General features: G+C 52.0%; 19 protein-coding genes. 11 read left to right on the top strand and 8 right to left on the bottom strand.

Annotated elements, in window-relative coordinates; translation table 11 throughout:
- Positions 1–51: 51 nt before the first annotated feature.
- From ABD851_RS09245 to ABD851_RS09235, 3 genes are all read right to left on the bottom strand, one after another.
- Complete coding sequence (locus ABD851_RS09245; protein WP_344978451.1) at positions 52–1,410, bottom strand: ATP-binding protein; 1,359 nt, start codon at positions 1,408–1,410, stop codon at positions 52–54.
- A 193-nt stretch (positions 1,411–1,603) separates the two neighbouring features.
- Positions 1,604–2,803 (bottom strand): energy transducer TonB, encoded by a 1,200-nt coding sequence (locus ABD851_RS09240; RefSeq protein WP_344978449.1) that lies wholly within the window; start codon positions 2,801–2,803, stop codon positions 1,604–1,606.
- Positions 2,790–3,377, bottom strand: coding sequence for an RNA polymerase sigma factor (locus ABD851_RS09235; protein WP_344978447.1), 588 nt, complete (start codon positions 3,375–3,377; stop codon positions 2,790–2,792). The genes ABD851_RS09240 and ABD851_RS09235 overlap by 14 nt, the downstream gene beginning before the upstream one ends.
- Before the next feature lie 128 nt (positions 3,378–3,505).
- Between ABD851_RS09235 and ABD851_RS09230 the strand changes: the two genes are divergently transcribed.
- The 8 genes from ABD851_RS09230 (at position 3,506) to acs (ending at position 14,699) form a co-directional block, all read left to right on the top strand.
- The gene (locus tag ABD851_RS09230) at positions 3,506–5,452 is read left to right on the top strand and encodes a YfbK domain-containing protein (protein WP_344978445.1); all 1,947 of its coding nucleotides are present in this window, start codon (positions 3,506–3,508) and stop codon (positions 5,450–5,452) included.
- 69 nt (positions 5,453–5,521) lie between these two features.
- Entirely contained in the window at positions 5,522–7,165 is a 1,644-nt protein-coding gene (gene carB, locus ABD851_RS09225; protein WP_344978443.1) for a carbamoyl-phosphate synthase large subunit, read from the top strand.
- Between the two features lie 16 nt (positions 7,166–7,181).
- Positions 7,182–7,451: a hypothetical protein gene (locus ABD851_RS09220; RefSeq protein WP_344978441.1), complete on the top strand. Its 270-nt coding sequence runs from the start codon at positions 7,182–7,184 to the stop codon at positions 7,449–7,451.
- On the top strand, positions 7,430–7,825 hold the full coding sequence (locus ABD851_RS09215; RefSeq protein WP_344978439.1) for a type II toxin-antitoxin system VapC family toxin: 396 nt from the start codon (positions 7,430–7,432) through the stop codon (positions 7,823–7,825). The genes ABD851_RS09220 and ABD851_RS09215 overlap by 22 nt, the downstream gene beginning before the upstream one ends.
- On the top strand, positions 7,815–8,996 hold the full coding sequence (locus ABD851_RS09210) for a carbamoyl phosphate synthase preATP-grasp domain-containing protein (RefSeq protein ID WP_344978437.1): 1,182 nt from the start codon (positions 7,815–7,817) through the stop codon (positions 8,994–8,996). The genes ABD851_RS09215 and ABD851_RS09210 overlap by 11 nt, the downstream gene beginning before the upstream one ends.
- A 38-nt stretch (positions 8,997–9,034) precedes the next feature.
- Positions 9,035–11,146 (top strand): ComEC/Rec2 family competence protein, encoded by a 2,112-nt coding sequence (locus ABD851_RS09205; RefSeq protein ID WP_344978435.1) that lies wholly within the window; start codon positions 9,035–9,037, stop codon positions 11,144–11,146.
- 26 nt (positions 11,147–11,172) lie between these two features.
- Complete coding sequence (purH, locus tag ABD851_RS09200) at positions 11,173–12,693, top strand: bifunctional phosphoribosylaminoimidazolecarboxamide formyltransferase/IMP cyclohydrolase (protein ID WP_344978433.1); 1,521 nt, start codon at positions 11,173–11,175, stop codon at positions 12,691–12,693.
- A gap of 68 nt (positions 12,694–12,761) precedes the next feature.
- Complete coding sequence (acs, locus tag ABD851_RS09195; RefSeq protein ID WP_344978431.1) at positions 12,762–14,699, top strand: acetate--CoA ligase; 1,938 nt, start codon at positions 12,762–12,764, stop codon at positions 14,697–14,699.
- 72 nt (positions 14,700–14,771) lie between these two features.
- On the opposite strand, the gene ABD851_RS09190 is transcribed toward acs, so the two are convergent.
- From ABD851_RS09190 to ABD851_RS09170, 5 genes are all read right to left on the bottom strand, one after another.
- Entirely contained in the window at positions 14,772–14,957 is a 186-nt protein-coding gene (locus ABD851_RS09190) for a hypothetical protein (RefSeq protein WP_344978429.1), read from the bottom strand.
- 9 nt (positions 14,958–14,966) lie between these two features.
- Positions 14,967–16,157, bottom strand: coding sequence for a PepSY-associated TM helix domain-containing protein (locus ABD851_RS09185; protein WP_344978427.1), 1,191 nt, complete (start codon positions 16,155–16,157; stop codon positions 14,967–14,969).
- A 52-nt stretch (positions 16,158–16,209) separates the two neighbouring features.
- Entirely contained in the window at positions 16,210–17,472 is a 1,263-nt protein-coding gene (locus ABD851_RS09180; protein WP_344978425.1) for a hypothetical protein, read from the bottom strand.
- 99 nt (positions 17,473–17,571) lie between these two features.
- Entirely contained in the window at positions 17,572–20,004 is a 2,433-nt protein-coding gene (locus ABD851_RS09175) for a TonB-dependent receptor (protein ID WP_344978423.1), read from the bottom strand.
- Between the two features lie 229 nt (positions 20,005–20,233).
- Positions 20,234–20,833, bottom strand: coding sequence for a L,D-transpeptidase family protein (locus tag ABD851_RS09170; protein ID WP_344978421.1), 600 nt, complete (start codon positions 20,831–20,833; stop codon positions 20,234–20,236).
- A gap of 379 nt (positions 20,834–21,212) precedes the next feature.
- Here ABD851_RS09170 and ABD851_RS09165 point away from each other — a divergent pair, with 379 nt between their 5' ends.
- The 3 genes from ABD851_RS09165 (at position 21,213) to ABD851_RS09155 (ending at position 25,777) form a co-directional block, all read left to right on the top strand.
- Entirely contained in the window at positions 21,213–21,893 is a 681-nt protein-coding gene (locus tag ABD851_RS09165) for a LuxR C-terminal-related transcriptional regulator (protein WP_344978420.1), read from the top strand.
- Between the two features lie 1,184 nt (positions 21,894–23,077).
- Positions 23,078–24,358: a thioredoxin family protein gene (locus ABD851_RS09160; RefSeq protein ID WP_344978418.1), complete on the top strand. Its 1,281-nt coding sequence runs from the start codon at positions 23,078–23,080 to the stop codon at positions 24,356–24,358.
- A 120-nt stretch (positions 24,359–24,478) separates the two neighbouring features.
- The gene (locus ABD851_RS09155; RefSeq protein ID WP_344978417.1) at positions 24,479–25,777 is read left to right on the top strand and encodes a glycosyltransferase family 25 protein; all 1,299 of its coding nucleotides are present in this window, start codon (positions 24,479–24,481) and stop codon (positions 25,775–25,777) included.
- Positions 25,778–26,108: the final 331 nt, after the last annotated feature.

The following is a 26,108-nucleotide window of genomic DNA, read 5'->3' as shown; positions in this document are numbered from 1 at the left end:
AAATATGCATTAACTCAGACCATACCACTATAAAGTTAAAGAATAATATGATTATTTTTTGTTGATCTCGTCCTCGAACCACTTTATGTAATCTTCTATTTCGGAGACCAGATAATAAGGCAGATTGAGCAGATAACACTTTTTTTTGGCGGGTGTAGTTATCGTCGAAATCCTGACCTCTCCCGAATAGAAACGCAAAGCCATATTGTGGGGAGCAAGATCCATAAAAGCCATGAGAGAACGCAAAGTGCCGGTAGCACCCGACTTCACCTCTAACGGAACCAGCTTTTCTTTGTACCGGTATAAATAATCCACCTCAGCTGAAGCAGCGCTTTTTTCACGGACCCAAAAAGACAAGCCATGGAGAGCGCTATACTGACGAGCCAGTAATTCCTGTCCGACGATATGTTCTATAACCCTGCCATGATAGATATTATCCAAATCTGAAGTCCCCAGAAGCTCCTGTTGAATACCGACAAAATAATTCAGCATTCCTGTGTCCAATACCTGGAGACGGGGAGCCTTATTTAGGTCGGGTTGCAGCGGCAGCACAGGGCTCGTCTGCGGATATATGAGGTGTATGAGCAGGGCTTTTTCGAGCGAACGCAAGGCCTCGCCCATTTCTCTGGACCGGTAAGACGAATGGCCAAACCCGTGGAATTTAATTCTCTTGCCGGCTTCTGCGAAGCTGGAGCGTATAGCGTGCCGTATATATTCAGTCTGCGCTGGATTCGTGGCATATTTTTCTACATCATCCAGATAGGATACCAACAACGATTCATAAATAGAAGCAAGGGCCGTCAGATCCCTGTGGCTGGCATAATGCGCAACAATTTCGGGCATGCCGCCGATCAGGCAATAGGTTCTGAACAATTTCAGCAATGTGCTATGCGCAAAGGAGGGAAGCGGCACTGTGTGGAGCTGCTGCTGAGCAGCCTTTTCACCTGTAGCACCAAGAAATTCAGGAAAAGAAGCCGGATGAATAACGAGGTATTCTACTCTACCGACAGGAAAGTTAATATCGGGATTAAACAGGCTCTCAAGCATTGAGCCGGCTGCAATAACAGATAGATCCGGAGTTTCCTCATAAAAGTACCGGAGCTGCTGCAGGGCGCCCGGCACTTCCTGAATTTCGTCAATAAATATTAGCGTATGGGCGAGATCCTTCAGGAGAATATTTTTTCTGAAAAATAAGGTCTGAAGGAGGGTTTTAAAATCCGAAAAATGCTCAAACGGCTCCCGGTCTTCCGGAAGTTCCAGGTTAAGGTAAATAAATTGTGGATACTCCTGCGAGAATTGACGAACAACCGTGGTCTTGCCAACCTGACGGGCTCCCCTGATAACCAACGGCTTACGACCATCCTTATGCCGCCACTTACGGAGTTCTTCCAATATGTTTCGATAGAACATGTAACAAAATTAGGGTAATTTTTACAAAAATTTGTAACAAAATAAGCCCAAATTTCATTTGATCTTGTAACAAAATAGGGGCAATTTTATCCGGATTTTGTTACAGTATCTATCCAACCATCCGACGCCGGTTACCCAAGCGGGTTCTATTCCCGATTTTGTTACAGCATATACCCCATTCAGCCCCGGTCCTTCAGGGCAGTGTAAAGGGTACTTCCAAGCTCACCCGCGCCGGCCGGCCGTCTGCGGCCGGCTTCCAAACCGGACCAGCCTTCAGCAAACGGACGGCCTCTTCGCCACATCCCCACCCAGGGTCTTCCAGCACCTGTATGTCCTGCAGCGAACCGTCGGGCATCACCATAAAGGCGATTTTTGCATTTCCCTCCGTCCCGTGCGCCAGCGCCTGCCGCGGATAACGCAGGCTGTCCGACAGATACTGCCTGAGCGCAAAGTATCCACCCTCCGGCTGCGGGCGCAGCCCGGTAACAGTATCGTTTACCTGCACTTCTCCCTCCCCGATCCGGGCGCCTTCTGCCTGCTGCCGGGCATAGCCGGCCGCCTTCCGGCGCACGGAAAAGATAGAGACCTTTCGCGCATTATCCCGTGCAGCGGGAGCCGCAGCAGCGATGTCCCTGCTCCCGGCATCGTCTGCTGCTGTATCGTGTCCGCTGCCGGACGCAGCGGCCAGCACAGGAGCGGCCGGGGTATCCGGAACGCGTTCTTTTTCCTGGAGTCCGTCCGCCACGGGGTTAACTTTCCCGGAAGGGGATGCCGAGGCCACCTCGGGCTCCGCCGGCCTTTTTGCAGTGGTTACCTGTTTCTCGGCTCCGGCGGCAACAGATCCCCGTTCCGAAGCGACCAAGGAGGTTCCCGCGCCGGACGAAGGAGCATTCTGCCCGGTCGCCTTGGCAGCAACAGATCCGCTGTCACGTTCAGATGCAACAGCAGGCTGTCCCGCCGAAGCAGCAACCGACCCGCTATCTGCCCTACTACCCACCCCGCTGTCCGCCCTGCGGCTTTCCTGCATGACCAGGTCAGACAAGGATCCCGGTGGAGACCCATCATACTGCAAGCGGTAAATTCCCCACACACCGGCCAGCAACAGCGCTGCTGCGGCAGCCGCTGCCATCCATATACGTCTGCTCCGGGGCGGCAGCGCAGCCCGGCGAGCGGTCCGGGCATCGAGCCGCTGCCGGAGCTCCTCCAGGTGCCGGCGTTGGTCCGGGTCCCGGCGGGCATACCCTTCCAGCGCATCCGCCAGCAGAGGATCTTCCAGAGCCTGCTTCTCCAATGCGTGCATAGCCTTCCCGTCCAGCTCCCCGGACAGGTAGCGGCGGATCAGCTCGGGGGTGACCCCGGATGCAGGCCCGGTGGATGATCTATGCTTGCTCATGCCGTTGTCGCTCTATACATATTTTCAGGTTCCGCCTGCCGTTCTGGATATAGCTCTTCACTTTTTTGGGCTCATAGCCGGTCAGGGCTGCAATCTCCTTATAGCTTTTCTCCTTCAGGTAAAAAAGGTCCACGCTTCTCCGCTGCTCCTCGGGCAGAGTATCCATACACCGTTCCATGGCCTGCAGGTCAGCTTCAGGAGAAACCCCGTCTTCAGGATGCGAAAAATCCGCTTTTTCCACAAGATCAGCCGCATCCGCCCGCTCTTGTATCCCCTTCCCGCGGGCCGACCGCAACTGCATGAGACAATAATTTCTTGTCAGCACATGCAGCCAGCTTCTGAAATGACGCACTTCGTGCTGCCGGAGCTTTTCTACCAGCAGCTCAAAGACCTGCATCACCGCATCTTTCGCCGCCTCTTCCTCAAAATACCGCAGGCATACGCCATAAACCAGCGGCATATACCGCTCGTACAACCGGCCGAGATATGAAAGCTCCCCGGACGACTTATACCCCCGGATCAGCGTCTCGTCATCCGGCTCCTTATTATTTCCTATTGAACGCAAAAAGGCCACAGGCGATTTTCAGGGATTCAATGTTACTAAAAATTTCTTCCCCGGCTTTTATGGAAATCGAAAATTCTTCACATCATACGGCCGGAACCCATTTCGAACATCATCATTCACACAAAAAATAAAAACCGATGAAAACGTATCTCTTTTCTCTATACCTGCTGCTCGTCGCTTTCTCTCCCGCGGCCGCACAGGATATGCGCATCTCCGGTACCGTAACCACCATTCCCGGCGGACAGCCGCTCGGCGGCGTAACCGTGCAGGAAAAAAATGCCGCAGCGCAGACCTCCACCGATGCCGCGGGACATTACAACCTGATCCTCTCCCGGAAACCCGCCGTCCTCGAGTTCCGGCTGCAGGGCTACCATACCCGGACCGTTACCGCCGGCAGGGCCGACACCGTGATCAATCTGCAGCTCGAAACCCGGGCGCAGACGGCCCCCGAAGCAGAGGCCGCAGCAGCTCCCGCCCAGCTGAAAATGCGGCAGCATACGATAGCTGCCGTAATGCCGGCCATGGACCGCTCCGGTTATGGACTTATCCGCCCGCCCTTCGAGGGTTATCCGCCTTTTCATACAGAAGAATATGATGCCATCACGGAGAACCGTTTCGTTTCCCCGCAAAAACAGCCCCTGTCCACCTTTTCCATCGACGTGGACGCGGCCTCTTACAGCAATGTGCGCCGCTTTATCCGGAACGGGCAACTGCCTCCGCAGGACGCGGTGCGTATCGAAGAGCTGATCAACTATTTCAATTATGCCTATCCTCAGCCCGGGGGCGACGATCCGGTAGCCATCCATACGGAAGCCGCTCCCAGCCCCTGGAATCCCCAAAACAAGCTGGTACGTATCGGCCTGCAGGCCAGGAAGATCCCCGCAGACCGGCTTCCCGCTTGTGATTTCGTGTTCCTGATCGACGTCTCCGGCTCCATGGCCGCCCCCAACAAGCTGCCCCTGCTGCAATCCTCCCTCAGGATGCTGACGGGTCAGCTTCGTCCCCAGGACCGAGTGACCCTTATCACCTACGCGGGCGCAGCCGGCACCGTCCTGCCCGCCACCCCGGGCAGCGAACAGCGAAAGATAAAAACAGCCATCGACGCACTCCGGGCCGGCGGCTCCACCAACGGCGGGGCCGGCATACAGCTGGCCTACCAGGCCGCACGTGCGCAGTTCCGGGAAAACGGCAACAACCGGGTGATCCTGGCCACCGACGGGGATTTCAACGTAGGGATATCCAGCGACGCAGAACTGGAGCGGATGATCGAGAAAGAGCGGGAAAGCGGTATCTTCCTCACCGTGCTGGGCTTTGGCATGGGCAATTACAAGGACAGCAAGATGGAAAAGCTGGCCGACCGCGGCAACGGCAACTATGCCTATATCGACGACCTCGGCGAGGCCCGGAGGGTTTTGCTCCACGAATTCGGCGGCACCCTCTTTACCGTAGCCAGGGACGTGAAGCTGCAGGTAGAGTTCAACCCTGCCAGGGTACAGGGCTACCGGCTCATTGGCTACGAGGACCGCCTGCTGAACGATGAAGATTTTAACAACGATAAAAAAGACGCCGGAGAGATCGGCTCCGGCCAGGTGGTGACAGCGCTCTACGAGATCATCCCGGCAGGTATCCGGAGTCCGTTGATGGACAGCGTGGATAACCTGAAATACCAACGTACCCTACCGCTGCCGGCACAGCAGGGCAACGAACTGATGACCGTCAAGCTACGGTATAAAGAACCACAGGGGGGCAAAAGCCGGCTGCTCTCCCGCACGGTACAGGACACGGGAACTCCGCTGCAGCGGACCTCTTCCGGATTTCGATTTGCCGCTGCCGTGGCGGAATTCGGACTGCTGCTGCGGCAGAGCGATTTCCGGGGACAGGCCAACTACGGTTCCGTCCTGGAACTGGCCGGACAGGCGCTGAGCGACGACCCGGAAGGATATCGTCACGCATTCATCGATCTGGTGAAGAACGCGCAGCAGCTGACGCACGACGGCCCTGAGAACACCCCGGAAACAGAAAATTCCGCTTTTATTCCGCGAAATCACATTTTTCCCCTTTCAATAAAGGAGATTAAGCCCTAATTTTGCACGATTTCCCCGGCAAGAAGGGTCCGGATAAAAGTGGCTGATCTCAAAACCGTATTCACGCAAATGCCCAAAGACAATCGTTTCAAAACCGTACTTATCATCGGCTCCGGCCCGATCATCATCGGACAGGCCTGCGAATTTGACTACAGCGGATCCCAGGCCGCCCGCTCGCTCCGCGAGGAAGGTATCCGGGTGATCCTCATCAATTCCAACCCCGCTACCATCATGACCGACCCCATGATGGCCGACAGGGTATACCTGCTGCCGCTGACCGTGGAAAGCCTGGAACAGATCCTCGAAGAAAACCAGATCGATGCCGTGCTGCCTACCATGGGAGGGCAGACGGCGCTGAACCTGGCCAAGGAAGCCGACGAGCTGGGCATCTGGGAAAAATACAAGGTGGCCCTGATCGGCGTGGACATCAAAGCCATCGACAAAGCCGAGGACCGGGAGCTGTTCCGCCAGTATATGATCGAGATCGGCGTAGCCGTTGCGCCGGCGCATATCGCCAACTCCTTCCTCGAAGGAAAGGAATTTGCCCAGGAGATAGGGTTTCCGCTGGTCATCCGCCCCTCCTTTACGCTCGGCGGTACCGGCGGCGGCTTTGTACACGACAAGGACGAGCTGGACGAAGCCCTGCAGCGGGGTCTCGAGGCCTCCCCCATTCATGAGGTGCTGGTGGAGAAAGCCGTGCTGGGCTGGAAGGAATTTGAGCTGGAGCTGCTGCGCGACGCAGCCGACAACGTGGTGATCATCTGTACGGTGGAAAATCTGGATCCTATGGGAGTCCATACCGGCGACTCCATCACCATCGCCCCGGCCATGACCCTCAGTGACAGCGCTTTCCAGCAAATGCGCAACACCGCTATCCGCATGATGCGCGGCCTTGGCAATTTCGCCGGCGGCTGTAATGTGCAGTTTGCCCTGAACCCGGAGAATGAAGAGCTCATCGCCATCGAAATAAATCCCCGTGTAAGCCGCTCCTCCGCGCTGGCCTCCAAAGCTACGGGTTACCCCATCGCCAAGATAGCCGCCAAGCTGGCGATCGGCTATACGCTGGACGAGCTGAAAAACCAGATCACCCAGACCACCTCCGCTTATTTCGAGCCGGCCCTGGACTACGTGATCGTCAAGATGCCGCGCTGGAACTTCGACAAGTTCAAGGGCGCCAACGAAACGCTGGGTCTGCAGATGAAATCGGTGGGCGAGGTAATGTCTATCGGCCGCACCTTCCCCGAAGCCATCCAGAAGGCCTGCCAGAGCCTGGAAAATGAAGCCATCGGCCTGGGCTACTACGGGAAATCGCTGATGAAAGCCGACCAGCTGATGGAGCGGATCAAGACCCCTACCTGGGACCGCATCTTCCGTATCAAAGACGCGCTGATGGCCGGCCTTTCCGTAAAAACCATCCATCAGCAGACCTATATCGATCCCTGGTTCCTGTATCAGATCCAGGAGATCGTGGACCTGGAAAAACAGCTGGAGACCCACGACCTGGACAGCCTGCCCGCCGAGTTGCTGAAGGAGGCCAAAAAAATGGGCTTCTCAGACCAGCAGCTGGCCATGCTGCTGGGCAACTGCACGGATGACGAGGTCTATGAAAAACGGAAGGCGCTGGGCATTGTCCGTACCTACAAGATGGTGGATACCTGCTCCGCCGAGTTCGAGGCCAAAACGCCTTATTTCTATTCTACATTTGAGGGATAATGGGTATTTTTGCTATATGATGACGACAATTTCTATAAGATCAGCAAATAAAAAAGCCATCAGTGCTATAAAAACCCTGGCAAAAGAACTGGAAATGGAGGTGAATGAACCAGCTAAAAAAGAAAAATCTGCTGGTCAGCATAAATGGGAAGAGTTGATAGCGGCCGGAGTAATAGTGCCAGGTGATCCTTCTGTTAAAATAGCCGAATCAGCGGGTATATGGACGGGGCGCAACCTTACACTTGAACAGCTAAGAAAAAAGGGGTGGAAAAGAAAAATCCAATAATCTGTGATTCAGATATTCTGATCGATTATTTTAATGAAAAGAGTACCCGGTATCGCACTATTCTTCGTCATCTTCAATCGTTCGAAAACAACAACCTGCCGATATGTATTTCCATCATTACAAAAATGGAATTGATCCAGGGAAGCAAAAATAAAGCTGAGATCGACCGATTGCTTAAAAAATTAATCTTTCATCTTACAGAAGAAGTTTCAGCGCTCGCCTTTCGTTTTGTCCAGGATTTTTCAAAAAGTCATGCGCTGCAGATACCCGATGCGCTGATTGCCGCTACCGCAGTAACTTTTAATATTCCCTTATATACCTATAATAAAAAACATTTTAAATACATCCCCGGAATAAACCTGTATGTCCCATAACGAATCCATACCATCGAACAAGGAAAAGATCATCGTACTCGGCTCCGGCCCCAACCGCATCGGGCAGGGCATCGAATTTGACTACTGCTGTACCCACGGCCTGCAGGCCATCCGCGAGTCGGGTTACGAAGCCATCATGATGAACTGTAACCCGGAGACCGTGTCCACCGACTTCGACATGGCCGACAAGCTGTATTTCGAGCCGGTATACTGGGAGCACCTCTGGGAGATCATCGAGCTGGAAAAGCCCAAAGGGGTCATCGTGCAGCTGGGGGGACAAACCGCGCTCAAGCTGGCCAAACGCCTCCAGGAAAAAGGCATTCCCATCATCGGCACCTCGTTTAACGATATGGATATCGCCGAGGACCGGGGCCGCTTTTCGGATATGCTCAAGGAACTGGGGATCCCTTATCCCAAATACGGTACCGCCTATACGGCGGATGAGGCCATGAAAGTGGCAGAGGAGGTGGGTTATCCCGTGCTGGTACGCCCCTCCTATGTGCTGGGCGGACAGCGCATGCGGATCGTGATCAACGAAGAGGAGCTGGAAAAGGCCGTGGTGAGCCTGCTGAAGCACCTGCCGGGCAACAAGATCCTCATCGACCATTTCCTGGACCGCTGCCAGGAAGCGGAAGTGGATGCCATCTGCGACGGGGAAGATTTTCACGTCATGGGCGTTATGGAGCATATCGAGCCCGCCGGCATACACAGCGGCGACAGCAACGCCGTGCTGCCGGCCTTCAACCTCAGTCCCATGGAGGTGACCACCATGGAATTCTACGCCGAAAAGATCGCCCGCGCGCTGAACATCCGCGGTTTGATCAACATACAGTTCGCCATCAAAGACGGAAAAGTATACGTCATCGAAGCCAATCCCCGGGCATCGCGTACCACTCCTTTTATCGCAAAGGCTTATCAGGTGCCTTACCTCAACATTGCTACCAAGGTGATGCTGGGCGCGAAGAAGCTAAAGGATTTCAAGATTGAAAAACGGCTCCAGGGCTTCGCCATCAAAGAACCGGTGTTTTCCTTCAACAAATTCCCCGGCGTCAACAAAGAGCTGGGACCGGAAATGAAATCTACCGGTGAAGCCATCCGCTTTATCCGGGATCTGCGCGACCCCTACTTCCGGAAGCTGTTCAAAGAAAGAAGCATGCTGCTGAGCCGGTAATCCTCCGCACGGACCGGCTTTTTTCCGTACCTTAAAGGATGCTCCCTCCTCAAGTTCCGCTCTGGAAAAGGGCTCCCTTTGTACGGTTGCTTCCCCCGCTTATCGCCGGTATCGGCGCAGGACTGCTGTTTCCCCGCCTCCCCTTTCCCCTTTCAGCAACCATCCCCGCGCTGATGGCCGCGGTCTGCTATGCGGTATACCGTTGTCTTCCCCTCGCCGGGCGCTTCCGCTACCGTTATCTCCCCGGCTTGAGCATCCACCTGGCCCTGCTGGCGCTGGGGTGGCTGGCCGTACAACGCGCCGACTGGTCCCGCCGTGACGATTTTTCCGGGAAGCTGCCGCCGGCAGACAGCAGCTATATCGTAGCCCGGCTGGACGAGCCGCCGATAGAAAAACCCAAAACCTGGAAGGCGGAGGTCACCCTGCTGGAAATCATCCGGGGAAAAACCCGGGAGAAGATAAAAGGCCGCGCCCTGCTTTATTTCCGCAAAGCCGGCGCCCCACCCCCGCTTTATTACGGCGACCGCATCCTCATGCGCAACCGTCTCCAGCCCATCCGTAATTCGGGAAATCCCGGCGGCTTCGACTACCGCGCCTACTGCGCCCGGCAGCATCTCTATCACCAGGCCTTCCTGCAGGCGGCGGACTGGCAGCGGCTGGCCGGCAGCAGCGGCAATACGCTGAAGAAGCTCAGCTTCCGTTGCCGCGATGGCTGCCTGGCTGTGCTGGAGCGGTATGTTCCCGGGACCCGGGAAGCCGGCTTTGCCGAAGCCCTGCTGCTGGGCTACCGGGACAACCTGGACAAAACGCTGCTGCAGGCTTACGCCAATACGGGCATCGTGCATATCATCGCCGTCTCCGGTCTGCACGTAGGGCTGATCTATCTTATCCTGCTGGTCCTGCTCCGGCCCCTTTCCACGGGGCGGCAGGGACAGCTGCTCCGCGGCATCCTGCTGCTGGCCGCCCTCTGGGGATTTGCCGCCCTCACCGGTGCAGGCCCGTCGGTGATGCGCGCCGCCCTGATGTTCTCCATCCTGGCCGCCGGCGTGCTGTTTATACAGCGGCGGGACGATACGGGCAACAGGCTGGCTGCCTCCGCCTTCCTGCTGCTCTGCGGCAATCCTTACTGGCTGATGGACGTCGGGTTCCAGCTGTCTTACCTGGCGGTGCTGGGCATCGTCCTGTTCCAGCCCCCGCTGGCCCGGCTGTTCCGCTTCCCGTATCGCTTGCCGGCGGCTGTCTGGAAGGTAACGGCCACCACGCTGGCCGCCCAGGTGTTTACCCTTCCGCTCTGCCTGTATTATTTTCACCAATTCCCGCTGCTGTTCCTGCTGTCCAACCTGGTGGCGGTGCCGGCGTCTTCGGCGATCCTGGTCGCCATCCTGATGCTGCTGGCCCTGTCCCCCTTTCCCCTGCCGGCAGGATGGCTCGGAAAAGCCATCGGTTGGTCCATTGCCCGGCTCAACGACCTGACCCTGCAGATGGACAGCCTCCCGCATACCCGCTGGGAAGGCATTTCAACCGGTGTCACGGAAACGGTATTGCTGTTCCTCGTGACCGGCTGCCTGGCCGCCTGGCTGATGCGGCGGCAGCCCCGGAACCTGCTATGGGCACTCGCCCTGTGCGCGCTCCTGGCCGGCAGGTACGGCATGCGAAGAGCTGCCACACGACAACAGAAAAAGATCATCGTGTACAACATCCCGGGCTATACCGCCATGGACCTTGTGGACGGCCTCCATAGCTATTTTATCGGGGATACCGCCCTGCTGCGCCAACCCCTGCTTTACCGTTATCATCTCTTCCCCGCGCGCACCCTTTTGCAGGTGCACCCGGACCGGCACGGCAACCGACATATCTTTAAAAAGGGACCTTACCTGCAGTTTTACCACATCCGACTACTGCTGCTCGATTCCTCGTTTCGCAGCTTTATACCCGCGGCCACGCTGGCCGTCGACTATGTGATCCTCCGGCAGAACCCGCCGGTTTCCATGCGCTGGATCGGAAAATACCTTCCCGGAAGCCGTCTTGTTTTTGACGCTTCCAATGCCCCGTGGCGGATCAGGAAATGGAAAAGTGAATGCGAAGCGCTAAATTTGCCTTGCTTCTCGGTACCCGACAAGGGCGCCTGGATTGCGGATATCCCGCGATAAAAAACCATTCAACAACCGATCCTTCCATGCAAAAACAAATCAAATCGGCGCTGATCTCCGTATTTCACAAAGACGGGCTGGAAAACATCATCAAACAATTGCATGCCCTGGGCGTCACCATTTATTCCACCGGCGGCACCCAGCAGTTTATCGAATCGCAGGGCGTACCCTGCGTCGCCGTGGAAGCGCTTACCGCTTACCCCGGCATCTTAGGGGGACGGGTAAAGACCCTTCATCCCAAGGTTTTCGGCGGCATCCTGGCCCGCCGCACCGATGCGGGCGACCAGGCCCAGCTGCAGCAATACGAGATCCCCGAGATCGACCTGGTGATCGTAGACCTGTATCCTTTTGAAGAAACGGTTAAAAATACCCGCGAAGAGCAGCAGATCATCGAAAAGATCGATATCGGCGGCGTATCCCTGATCCGCGCCGCGGGCAAGAACTATAAAGACGTAGTCGTTATCGCTTCGGGCCGGGAATACCCGGTGCTGGAAAATATCCTGGCTGAGCAGCAGGGCAAGACCACGGTGGAAGAACGGCGGAAGCTGGCGGCCACCGCCTTCGAACATTGCGCCCACTACGATGTGGCCATTGCGCAGTATTTTATGCAGGAGCAGGAGCCGACCTATTTCCAGCAATCCGCAGCCCCCGCCCATGTGCTGCGCTACGGGGAAAACCCGCACCAGCAAGGCGTGTTTTACGGCCGTCTTGAAGATACTTTCCAGCAGCTGCACGGCAAAGCCATTTCTTATAACAACCTCGTGGACATCGATGCGGCCTGCCAGCTGGTGCAGGAATTTGATCCCGCTGCGGACGCTACCTTTGCCGTCATCAAGCATACCAATCCCTGCGGCATTGCCACCCGCCCCACCCTGAAGGAAGCCTGGGAAGCGGCCCTCGCCGGCGACCGTGAAAGCGCCTTCGGCGGCGTGCTGGTCTGTAACGCCAAAGTAGACCGGGACACGGCCGCAGCCGTCAGCGAGATATTTTTCGAGATCCTGGTCGCCCCGGATTTCGACCCGGAAGCCTTAGCGGTGCTGCAGCAGAAAAAGAACCGCATCCTGCTCCGGCAGCTGCAGCCGGTGCGCGTTGCACAGCTCAGCAAAAATATGGTAAACGGCGTGCTGGTGCAGGACCCCGACCGGGGAAATTACCAGGAGTGGAAAGATGCCGCCCGCACCTGCACCGCAGCGGAAAAAGCCGACCTCGCCTTTGCCAACCTCGTTTGTAAACATCTTAAGTCCAACGCCATCGCCCTGGTAAAAGACCGGCAGCTGATCGGCAAGGGCTGCGGCCAGACTTCCCGTGTGGACGCCCTGCGTCATGCGCTGGAAAAAGCCCGGCAGTTCGATTTTGACCTGCAGGGCGCGGTCATGGCCAGCGACGCCTTCTTTCCGTTCGACGATTGCGTGCGCATTGCACAGGAGGCCGGCATCACCGCCGTGATCCAACCCGGCGGCTCCATCCGCGACGGCGATTCCATCCGTTTCTGCCAGGAAAACAACATGGCGATGGTGCTTACCGGCATGCGGCATTTTAAACATTAAGAGCCTGTTTAAAATTTTTTTTACATTTAAGCTCCTTTTGCTCATCTCTCAAAATAAAAGGCAAAGTCATGGCATACCCCTATCAGATCAAAACGCAAGCCGATTATGAAAAGGCCTATAAAAAAAGCGTGGAAGACCCGGAAGGTTTCTGGTCTGCTATCGCCGATACTTTTTATTGGCGGAAAAAATGGGATAAGGTGCTGGAATGGGATTTCAGCGGACCCGATGCGCCGCAGGTAAAATGGTTTCAGGGCGCCCGGCTCAACATCACTGAAAATTGCCTGGACCGCCACCTCGATACCCGAGGGGATCAGCCGGCCATCATCTGGGAGCCCAATGATCCGGATGAGCATCATCGTGTGCTTACTTACAAACAGCTGCATCAGAAAGTATGCATTTTTTCCAATGCGCTGAAAAATAACGGCGTAAAGAAAGGCGACCGTGTCTGTATCTATATGGGCATGGTGCCCGAGCTGGCCATTGCCGTGCTGGCCTGCGCACGCATCGGCGCCATCCACAGCGTGGTGTTCGGCGGCTTTTCGGCCAAGTCCATCGCCGACCGTATCCTCGACGCTTCCGCCGACTTTGTGATCACCTGCGACGGGGCCTACCGCGGCAACAAGGTCATTCCCCTGAAAAGCGTAGTGGACGATGCCCTGGTGCAATGTCCCGATGTGAAAAAGGTGATCGTGCTCACCCGCACCCATACCCCGGTATCCATGATCAAGGGGCGTGACGTATGGTGGGAAGACGAGATCAAAAAAGTGGAAACGCTGGGCAACCCGCCCTGCCCGGCCGAAGAGATGGATGCAGAAGACACCCTCTACGTGCTTTATACTTCCGGCTCCACCGGCAAGCCCAAAGGCGTGGTACATACCACCGCGGGCTATATGATCTATACGGCCTACACTTTTGTGAACGTATTTAATTATCAGCCGGGAGAAGTGTACTTCTGCACGGCCGATATCGGATGGGTCACCGGACACAGCTATATCGTCTACGGACCGCTGGCCGCCGGCGCCGTCTCGGTCATGTTCGAAGGAGTACCTACCTGGCCCAATGCGGGGCGGCTCTGGGAGATCGTGGACAAGCACAAGGTAAACACCATCTATACCGCTCCCACGGCTATACGTTCGCTTATGGCGCACGGCCTGGGCTTCGTGGAGGATAAGGACCTCAGCTCGCTGCGTGTACTCGGCAGCGTGGGAGAGCCTATCAACGAAGAAGCCTGGCACTGGTTCGACGAGCATATCGGGAAAAAGCGCTGTCCCATTGTAGATACCTGGTGGCAGACCGAAACGGGTGGCATCCTTATTTCTCCTATCGCTACGGTAACGCACACGAAGCCTTCCTATGCCACACTGCCCCTGCCGGGCATACAGCCGGCGATCATGGATGAAAAAGGACAGGAAATACCGGCGCCGCAAAAGGGAGAGCAGGTATCGGGCAACCTTTGCATCCGATTCCCCTGGCCGGGCATGCTGCGCAGCACCTGGGGCGACCATGAACGCTGCCGCAAGACCTACTTCGACGCTTATCCCGGCAAGTACTTCACGGGCGACGGCTGTCTGCGCGACGGGGACGACGGCTACTACCGCATTACCGGTCGTGTAGACGACGTGCTGAATGTCAGCGGTCACCGTATCGGCACGGCAGAGGTGGAAAACGCCATCAATATGCACGCCGACGTGGTGGAGAGCGCCGTGGTCGGCTATCCGCATGATATCAAAGGACAGGGCGTCTATGCGTTCGTCATCACGGAAAAAGAGCCGGACAATCCCAATCTGGCCCGGAAGGATATCCTCGAAACGGTGGCCCGCATCATCGGCCCTATTGCCAAACCCGATAAGATACAGTTTGTAAAAGGCCTCCCCAAGACGCGCAGCGGCAAGATCATGCGCCGTATCCTGCGGAAGATCGCGGAAGGGGAAATGGAGAACCTCGGCGATACCACTACCCTGCTGGACCCCGGCGTGGTAGATGATATCAAGCAGGGAAAGCTGTAGGCCGCTACTTGTTGAATATAAGCGTTTCCGTTATTCCCGGATAAAAACGCTTTTTTCGCACCTCCGCGTTGCTCAGGCCCGTTGCCGGCCAAAAACATACCGGCAGAGTACCAGCACCGGTATCGCCAGCGCGGTCCAGGACAATGCATCCCAGAGGCCGTCGCCAAGCAGTGCGGAAAGCAGACCCAGGAGGGTCAGCGCGGCCAGGAGCAGCGGTATGCCCCAGAGCTTCAGGAAAGAATTTTGAGATCGGTTCATAGCCGTTTTTTAAACCGTTTCGCCGGCCGTGCTTAATGCCGGTGATGGTATATCCATCGTATCCGCGGCGCTTTCAAAGCGGGCCAGCTGATGGCGGGTAGCCTTCATACGGGCAAACCACAGGTATAGCCCGCTGATCAGCACCACAATGGTAGCCAGGTCGAGCAGCGCCCAGAGTATCTTCAGGGGAAGGCCCCCGTAGTCCCCGAAATGCAGCGGCTCCGACAAGAACAGCGTATTTACATACCAGGGCATTTTCCGCATATCGGTTAATGCTCCCGTTTTGGCGTCGATCAGCGCGGGCATCAGCAGCCGGGAGGTGACGGGCGTAGTGCCTTTCAGAAATATCGCGTAATGGTGGTTGCTCGAAAAAATGGTTCCCGGAAAAGCCACCAGCGAGGGTTCCATGTGCGGTGCAGCATCCTGTACCTTTTTTACGGCGGCGTCCACGGAGCTGAGCGTACCGCTAAGCGGCGGCTCATTTTTATAGGGCGCTACCATCTCGGCCAGCTGCCCCCGCTGCCACATGGCACGGATCACATCCGAAAGCGTATTGATGACGCCGGTAAACCCCACCACCAGCATCCAGGTCATCGTCACGATCCCCAGCAGGTTGTGCATATCCAGCCAGCGGAGCCGCCGGGAGCGCTGCTGCCGGATCATGCCGAAATCATATTTCTTCATGATGGGGCCATACAGCATAAAGCCGGAGATAATCGCCACGACAAACAATATCCCCATCAGCCCCAGGAAAAGCTTGCCGCCCGGACCGGCAAACATCTCGGTATGCAGCTCCAGCATCACATACATAAAGCCCTGATTCGGATTGGGACGATCCAGCACCTCGCCGGTCCGGTTGTCCAGCACTATGTACCGGCTGCTGTCTACCGGCGCATTCATGGCCGGCGCGGCATCCATGGTGATCTGGTGCGGATGTTCCTTCCGGTCCCAGAAAGCATAGCGGATCACCCGGCCAGGGTATACGGCGGCGGCTTTTTGCAGCAGGGTATCGAGACTGGCCTCAGGGGTGCCCTCCGGAACGTCCGATATTTCCTTTGCCTGGCTGGTCCATTCTTCGATCTCTTCCTGGAATACCAGGGGCAGCCCCGTAATGCAGAGGAGCAGCAGGAACACCGTACAGATAAGGCTGGTCCATTTGTGCCACCAGAACCATCTTCTTGCGCTTTTTACCGGTTGCATGACGTTGTTTTTTTTCGGCAGGGCCCCGCCGGGACCGCATGCCGGGAAACATTTATTTTCCGCTCAGCTTGACAAAGCCCCAGATCATACCGCCATCGGTGACATTGAAGACGGGCTTTGCCGTATCGTCCTTGTCGAGCACATAATAACCTTCGTACTTCTCTGCGGGATTGCTCACCCAGAAGTATATCTTGCCGTCTATTTCCGTGATGGCATCATTGGAGCCCCAGGCATAGAATACCTTGGGCATGCCTTTTATCTTGGTCCGCTCCCCGGTAGCCAGGTCGATCACATAATATTCCCAGATGATGTTTTGAAGATTGCTGAAATCTGCCGCAAGCGGCTCGGACGCAAACTCGGTATACAGCTTCCCGTCTTTTACCAGTGCGGTGGCAAAGGTGCTCTTCTGCTGATAGTCGTTGGCTTTGAGTATCCAGCTGTGATCGAAATCTGTTTCTCCTTTTTTGATACGGATGATGGAGGAGCTTTTAAAGGCGTTGCCCAGATCGGTAGCATAGAAATACAAGGCGCCGTCGTCGCCAAGCGTCCACATCTTATTGCCGCTGGAGCCCCAGCCGATGTTTTTCAAACCGTCGTATTTGATGGTTTTTTCCAGCTTGCCGCTGGCGATATCGATCACGGCGAATTCCACGTAGTCCACCACATCGTCCCCGTAACCCTGCTTGGCCAGGGTGCCGTAGGTGATGCCGGCATAGAGCTTCCCTTCCTTGGCGGCCAGGGTATGCTTACCGATGACCTGGTATTCGATGCCGTCCTTTTTCAGCGAGGAGAGGTCGATCTCCCCGGTACGCTGCATGCTATTGGGATTAAAGGTCTGTATCTTTAAGAGCCCCCGCTCAGGATCAAGATAAAAGCCGTGGGTTTCATCCACCACCAGGTAAGAAGGCTGGGCATTGGGGATAAAACCGGCTTCGGAGATCTTGCCGTCGGCCGAAACGGTATATTTCTGCAGACCTTCCTGGCCCGAGGTGCTGTATTGGTTAAAGAACCAGCTGCCATAGGCGCGGAATCCGAAGGCCTGCGCGATCTGCAGGGAATTTTTGCTGATGTTGCTGATATTGCCGGAAGGCAGGCCGTCAAAAGTACCGAAATATCCGCCCTCTACGCTGGACCCAAAGGGGCCGGAGGTGGTCATCAGCACATATCTTTCATTCCCACTGCCGTTGCCGTCATCCGGAGGCGGGGTATCATTGTCGCTTTTTGAGCAGGCTGTGGCGAGACATAAAAGTCCTGCCGCCATAACCGACAGGATAACGGGGAAGGACCTACGATTGAAGCTGCGCAATTGTTTCATCTGTTAGTTTTTTATCTTTTTAGTGATCATATAGGACCTTGCATATTAATATATCCTTATGCGATAGATATCGTCATGCCAGGTTTCATCCTGAAAAATTCAGGGTATGCTGTAATTGAGTTTCACGTAAAAGCTGCGCCCGGCATTCTGTATTTTAAAATTGTCGTACACCGGCACATCAAAAATATCCTTCACCTGGAAGCCCAGCGAAAACCCTTTTCCGGACGGGCTGTATACAAAGCCGGCGGTATGCACGCTCTGGTTGGGGATGATGTTAGGGGCATCGAACTGCGCTTTCCCCCAGAGTCCGAGAAAACCGTCCGGCTCCTTGTCTTTGGGTACCACATCCAGGTAATATTCCCGGACAAACAGGAAATGCCAGTATATCTTCAGGCGGTCGTTCTTCAGCAGGACCTTCCCCAGGGAGGCTTCCAGACCCGCGTTGGCAAAGAAATAAGGCGTATTCCGAAGGCGGGCGTCTTCCGTGCCGGGATTGCCGGTATTGAAAAGCCGCATGTCCTGGTAGGTAACGTTGCCGTTGGCTTCCAGCCAGTCCAGCAGCTTTACGCGGACATCCGCCTCTATACCGAGACCTTTCACCTGCTGTATGTTCTGGCTTTGCGTATACAGGAAATTATAAGGTACCTGCAGGATCATGTTCTTGGTGCGGCGGTAAAAGCCGTTGAGCTCCAGGGCAAACTGTCCGGGGCGGTCCAGGCGGTAGCCCAGGTTCAGGTTCATGCTGCGCTCCGGCTTCAGACCCAGGTTGGGCAGATGCATATTGCCGTCGCCGAAAAGCTCGTCCTGCTCAGGGAGGCGCAGGGTGGTTTCCCCGGAAAGCCGCAGAAAAGAAAAGCGGTTCAGCTCAAACTTCAACGCCTCCGCTGCCCCCCACTGGCTGTTCTTGTTGTCGTAGTCGATGGCGCCGCCGGCATAGTCCGATCCGGTAGCCCGGGTGGTATAGTGAAAATGCTTTACGATAAAATCATTGGTGAGCTTTTCTCCCGGGAAGCGGGTCTCGAGGCCCAGCGCCAGCACCCGCTTGTCGTACCGTGCGGGAAGCGACAGCACATCTTTTCCCGTATTGGTAAAGGTGATGCCCAGCGGATCGTGGCCCACGCGTTTGAAGCCGGAGAAGACCATGTTAAAGTCCAGCGTGTTCCGGTCGCCCAGCCGGTAGGAAAGACGGCTCCGGGAGGTGTAATAGGAATAGTTCAGCTGTGCCAGCGAGCCCCTGACGGAAAGCTCTCCCCGGCGCGAGGTCGACGGCGTAAAGCGGCCGTACCAGTCGTATTGACCCGCCGCAGTATCCACCTGCTTGATGTGCAGGGTGTTGACGGCGAAAAACTGGTCCAGGCGCAGCTTGTCATTGAAAAAGGCCTTTTTGTACCGCAGCGTGGGCACCAGCGCATACTGGCTGTTGAACGCCGCCCCGAAAGGCTGGGTCATGGCCGGAGCGAACTGGGCCTGCCGGTCGATATGGAAGCCGGTAAGACCGAGGCGCAGCTCATCGGCCCATTTCGTCCCGGACACGCCTGCGTAGATCTCTCCGAAATAATTCCGGAAACGGTTATGGAACAGCTTGACGCGGGTAGGATCATCCTCCTGCTTACCGGTTTCCGGGTCAGTGAGCAGCACATCCACATCATAATTATTGTCCGAATAATTGTAAAAGGCGTTGATGCCGGCAAAGAGTTTGGTGGTGGTATCCCGGAAAAACGCATTCAGGGCGGCCCGGTGGGTATTAAAAGAACCTGTTTCGTAGGAAGCTTCCAGCGACTTGTCGCGCGCGTGCTTGCTGACCATGTTGACGGCGCCCCCCAGCGCGTCGGCGCCAAGCCTTGCGGGCAGCACGCCCTTGTATACTTCCACCCGTTCCAGCATGTTCACCGGCAGCAGGGAGATGTCGTAGGCGGCGCCCAGGTAATCCATGGGGATGCCGTCGCGGAAATATTTTACCGAGCGGCCCTGGAACCCGTTGATGGAGAGGTTGGCCGGTGCGCCCAGTCCCCCGGACTGGCGGATACGGATGCCGGCGGTACGGTTCATCACTTCCACCAGCGTAGAGGGTTGCTCCTGCACCGCCCGGGTATTGATCACCTCGGCTTTTACGGGCTGGTCGGCCACCTCGCGGTTTTCCGATTTACCGGCTACCGTCAGCTCCCGCAGCCGGCCGATCTGCGGCTCGAGGGTGACGTTGATCCTGACGGATTTTTTTGCGGAAAAGTCCAGCAGGATCTCCGCGGCTTTGTCGCCCAGGTGGCTGATCCGCAGCAGGTAATGTCCTGCGGGGATACCGGAAAAGGAGAAACGTCCTTCGTCGTCGCTGACTGTCTGCCGGTTCAGTTCCGCGATCTGGACACTGGCCCCGGCCACGGGAAGCCCGTCGGGGTGCTTCACGGTGCCGTAGCAGGCATAAGTCGCGGCAGCGGCATGGCTATCGGCGGACTTGCTGCCGGCCGGCGATGGCTGCTGCGCCTGCGCCAGGAAGGCGATACCGCAAAATACAGGTATAAGTAAAATACTCCTCATGCTCCTTTTAAAACCAGATATCCGGCATTTTCCCGGCTTCGCAGCCGGCTTGTCCCTACCGAAGGGAATAAAAACCGGGCAAAGGTGCGGCTTCCCGCGGGGAATCACTATGCGGATGCGGAAAATGATTTGCGAGAAAGGGAATAATTGTTGGGGAGACAGGGGCGGACCGCGGGAGTATGGAGCCGCCCCGTTCCGGGGTGGCGGAGGCAGGCCGGCGGGAAGGCCGCTAACGGCGGATCACGACGGGCGTGCCGGTCTTGACGATGCGGAACAGCTCGTTGACATCGGCGTTTTTCATGCCGATGCAGCCGTCCGTCCAGTTGATGCGCATATCGATGGCGGGCTGGACGCCGGGGCGGACGCCGTGGATGCCGATACCGTTACCTGGTTTGGCCCCTGCGGGCAGGAGGCCCCGCGCTTTGCGGGCATTGAACCGGGCCAGGGACTGCGCATTGGGATAGTCGAGCAGCATAAACCGGCTCCAGCGGCGATCGTACCGCTTCATGGAGATATGAAAGGTCCCTTCCGGCGTTCTTTTATCGCCCTGCATGCGCTTGTCGCTCAGGTCGTCGCTCCCGAACACCACCTTGTACATCTTCAGCAGGCGGGTATCCTCGTAGAGGTAGAGGCGGTAGCTGGACTTATCGATCAGCAGAAACACCTTGTCCGGGTCGATGGAGGTCGGGTTGATGCGCCCGTCGCCGGGACCGGCGGTTATTTTCCCCGCATTCTTTTCGCGGACGGGACCCAAGACGCCGGGGCGGGCGGGAAGAACAAAACTGCAGCACAAGGTCAGAGCGGCCAGCAGGTAACCATATTTTAACATGACGGAAAGGATCGGCTTTGAAGGGATTAACGAAGCAAGGGGATTGTTTAGTATAGGTATGGGGGATAGAATTTATGACGATTGTACATTTTTATAGAAATGAAAAATAAAGCATTAAACATATAAATTATGTTAATTTCATTAGTTGTTCCAAGATTTCGACCAAAGTGTATCTACCGAAGCATTATTCTGTATTAGAAAGAGCTCGCGTCGTTTGATAGTGAGAATAGATGAATTCGTCTGCACAATACAAGCGTTAATGTAAATTTCCACCTCATCTATAATATCATTCCCACATTTGAGGTGTGTAGATCCCACATTGTAAAATAATTGTGTATCTTCATATGGAAAACCTGTTTTGTTCCTGAAAATCCTACTTATGGAAAAGAGGGCTACTCCTACTCCCGATCTATCTTCTACCTTGCCTTCACTGAAGATATTAAGTACCCTTCCGGCATTCATCTACATCTTCGACTATGAAAAACAAACTATGTCTTGGTGTAACAACTTTATGGAAAAGCGCACCGGATATACCCTGGTAGAAATGCAGCAGATGGGAAATGACTTTTTCACTTCGGTACTGCATCCGGATGATTTTATCAGATTGTTGAAGATTCGTGAAGAATTTCGAAAGGGCCAGAAAGAATCTTCCGGCATTTGTCGTATTAAAGGCAGAAATGACCGGCAATGGCATTGGCTCTATGGCACTGCCGTTCCATATGCACATGATAAGGATGGATTAACTCGGCAAGTGATCAGTATACTGCACCTGCTGAAACAAATGGAGACACTACCGCAGATGGCAGAGAGGCTTTATTTACTTATACAATCTAGCCTGAGTAATCAACTGAATAAGCTTACCTCGAGAGAAAAGAAGGTGCTAAAATTAGTCTCATCCGATAAAAGTGACGAGATAGTGGCCCGAGATTTATTTATAGAAAAGACCACACTAAAAACCCACAAAAAGCATATCCGAGAAAAACTGGGTTCTGAAAATTTCGAACTGCTCGTTGCATTGGCACATGCTTCTGAAGCGAAAAAAATTTCTGAAGAGAAATGATAAAATGAATAAAAGACTTCTTTGAAACCCGTAACAAGTCAAAAGAGTATAAAACTAACAGAGCAATAGCTTCAACCAATTTAGAAGGACCGCCATATTAAAAATCATCCTATGGAGGATTGACAAAAGGTTCTTTAGATTGTACATTTGTTAAGTACTTCTTAAATTAAGAGAGGAAAAGAATCAACAGTAGAGCTAAGCCGCAGTCCTCTCACCTATTTACGGAGAGGAGAAACAAGTTATTCGCCTTGTTAATGCCTGGTCATGTTTATTCATCTTCAATCCTCAGGCAACGTCGTTGCAACTGCTCGTCATTCGTTGCAGTTATTAAAAATACCCGTTCCAGAAGCCACACTGGTTCAACCTCTGAAAAAATATCTGAGTGATCTCAGGCAGCTGAGCATTGTGAATTCGCTAGCTAAATGGAAAGCAAAAGACCGGGCATTCAGGCTACGGCAGAACAACTTATTCAAATTCCTACACCTTTTATCACACAAATAATAAGCAACGCGGTTTACGATGTTGCAGAAAGTAAATAAAAATCAGATCATTGCTATGATTCAGCAAGCGCCAAATTGATTATTCGGAAAATTGCAAGACTCGAAATAACAATTGGGTCACCGGATAAATAATGCAATACTTCATGCCATTCAGGATAGAAATAATTAATTAATATTAATATAATATATCATTCACATAATTAATTTGATAAATTAATTTCACTGGTCTTTCTTCCCTCGGAGAAAGACATCGAGGCAGTGAAGTAATGCTTTCCTAAGCCTCAGGGAAAGCATTTTTTGAAAAGAGTGGCTTTAGAGGCGACGCCACATTGAGGCATCCAGCATTTTTTTACACTTAAATTTAGTTATCATGAAAAAATTGAAATTAAGTGAGTTAAACCTTTCTAATGCAAAGGTGCTTACAAGAGACCAGCTAAAAAAAATTTTGGGGGGTGACGGTAGCGGTGATGACAAGCAACAAAAATGCTGTCCAAAGGGTGATTGCAGTAGTGCACAATGTAGTACATGTGTTACCGTTCCTGCAGGAAGTCACGCTGATTGTAGTGCCAATCCAAATTCGCAAGTTTGTGATTGCTAGATTAAGTATAAGCATTATGCATAGTTTTGTAATTATGTATAATGCTTATATTTTCATCAAAGTTAATATACACAACAACTCATTTTATGAAGGGTAGCTTCTTGCCATTTCTATTATTTGCAAACATCTGTTACGCCCAACAGATTACCGGAATTAAGTTTGAAAAAAACCTTAGTTGGACAGAGATCAGACAAAAAGCCAAAAAAGAACATAAGTCCATATTTCTGGATGCCTATACCACTTGGTGTGCCCCCTGTCGCTATATGGCGGTAACCATTTTTTCACAAAATAAAGTGGGGAATTTTTTTAACAAAAACTTTATAAATGTGGCAGTACAAATGGATTCAACAGGGAAAGATAACGAAGATATAAAAAGATGGTATAAAGATGCGAAAATGATTGCAGATACTTATAAAGTGGATGTGTATCCAACTTATTTATTTTTCAATCAGGATGGCATTCTTGTTCATACTATAACCGGCGCCAGCGATAAGGCAAATGATTTTATAGAAAAAGCTAAAGATGCATTAGATCCTAAAACGCAATATTCAAAACTTAAAGAGGATTTTTTCGAGAAAGACAAAAGAGATTCAGCATTTTTACTACTGTTGATAAATTCAGCCACAACAGCAGGTGATGATTCGGCACTGCATACATACATCAATAGTTATATAGCCAGCCAAAAAAGTTTACTTACAGCGCGAAATATTGAGCTTATCGCACGAGGTACTTCTAAAAGTAGTGACAAAGGATTTGATGTTTTACTCAATTATCCAAAAGAGGTAGAAGCAGTTATCGGAAAGGAAAAAAGAATCAGAATATTAAATACCATTGCATTTGACGAAGAAATATTTCCGGTGATAATGATTAATGGTAAAAAAACAGTATACGGAGGTGGCCTGAGCATATATGGAGGCGGCACGATGAATAAACACGTCGATTGGCCGGCTATCAAAAGGAAAATAGATTTAAAATATCATAATTTATCTAATCAGATAATTTTTCAGGGAAAGCTTAAGTATTATGATTGGCTTGAAGATTGGGAAAATTTCAACGCCCTGTTACTTCGCTATACGTCAGAATGTAATAATATCGATACAAACTTAATAGATAATATGGCAGGCAAATTAATGCAGGACTGTAAAGACAAAAAATACTTTAATGATGCAACAAAATGGTCTGAAGTTTTAGGGAAAAATGAAAAGCACCCATATTATTTACAAACGTATGGTCGTCTCCTATATAAAGCTGGAAAAAAGAACGCAGCAATTAAGTACATAAAAAAATACGCCTCGCTTATAAAAACCTCGAATGAATCAACAAATGATCTAATAGAAAGAATGAAAGAAGGTGAAGAAATCGAGTAAATACATATACACTTTATATTTAAATAAACCGGTTTCAACATCAACAATTCAAATTTAATATATAACCTTCTTACTTAATAAAAGTAAACAAAAAGTAGTCAATAATCTCAGTATACTGTCATGGATGTTTTACAAATCATTCCCACATACATAATTAATTTAAAAGACAGAAAGGACCGAAAAAAACATATTTTTAAAGAATTTGCTTTAAAAAATGAATTTAATGTAAAGATGATTGAACCTATTAAGCATGGCATAGGAGCGATAAGTCTATGGACCACAGTCAAGTTTATTCTGCAAGACCTTGTTGATGATAAAGACAATTATATACTAATTTGTGAGGATGACCATAAATTCACGCACAGCTATAATATGAAATTTCTATTTGATAATATTAAAATTGCAGAATCCTTAAACGCTGATCTCTTAGTGGGAGGCGTGAGCAGCCTCACCAGCCTTATACAGGTATCAAAAAACTTATATTGGGTGGAAAAATTTTCCGGCTTGCAGTTTACTATTATTTTCAGAAAGTTCTTTAATCACATTTTTGAAGCTGACTTCGACCAAACAGATGCGGCTGATTATAAGATGTGTTCACTCACAGACCATAAATTCTTTATTTATCCATTTATTTCTATTCAGAAAGATTTTGGATATTCCGATGCAACACCTAAAAATAATTCAAAAGGTTGTGTCAAAAATTTATTTAAACAGAGTAATGAAAAAGTTAAACTGTTAAAAGAAGTTTCAAGTTTTTATAAAAAATATAAACTGGAGATTGGTGTGACTAATGATAAAAGTTGGGATAATATAATGATTCCTACTTATGTGATCAATTTGCGGGCAGACCTTAAGTCTCATATTCAAAAGCAGTTTGAAGGGAGAAGTGAATTTGATCTTATGATTATTGAATCCTGCAAACATAAAATAAAAACTATAGAATTATGGTTGAGTATTCGTAAAATAATTGAAATGGCAATAAAGAATAAAGATGATGTAATTATCATCTGCGATCCCACGCATGAATTTACAAGCCATTACACAAAAAGATTTTTAATACAAAATATTATAGAAGCTCATGAACAATATGCTGATTACCTATGTGGCGGAATAAATGGATTTGAAACAGCATTACCAATAGCTAATAGTCGTTTCTGGATAAATCAAATTTTGTCGACACAGTTTATGATAATCTATAAAAAGTTCTTCAAAAGAATTTTAAATGCACCTTTTCATGATGATGTAATTTCAAATTTATTATTATCAGAACTGGCTACAAATAAAATGGTAATTTATCCTTTCATATCTATCCAAATGAGACTAGGCGATTCAAATCAGCGGTTCAGTAATGATAAGATAATGAAAACCATAGAAAGGTTAGAAGTAATTCAAAAAATATACTCAATATTTGGTCAATAATATTCTCACATTAAATAACATGAAATATACCATTTATCACCGAGTATCCACCGAGTTCGAGATCACCCAGTCGGTTATGCTGAAGGATGGCTATATTCATACAGAAAAACGCAGTTTGGCTAATTACAATGAAGGTATGTCATTGTTGGAAGGCCTAGAGCTACAAGCGGTTATTGGGCTATTATACGGATTGGGCGCTAGGGGACAAATTGTTCGATGATTGGGACAACCGGCAGTTCATGAAATAGCGGGAAAGTTTGGGCGGCGAAAAATACCTACCGGACTGGCAAAGATCAAATCAAGACTGAAGGATCTCTCGAAGAATTGAATG

Source organism: Compostibacter hankyongensis (assembly GCF_039541075.1).
Taxonomy (GTDB): Bacteria; Bacteroidota; Bacteroidia; order Chitinophagales; family Chitinophagaceae; genus Compostibacter; species Compostibacter hankyongensis.
This window is presented reverse-complemented; position numbering and strand designations above follow the sequence as displayed.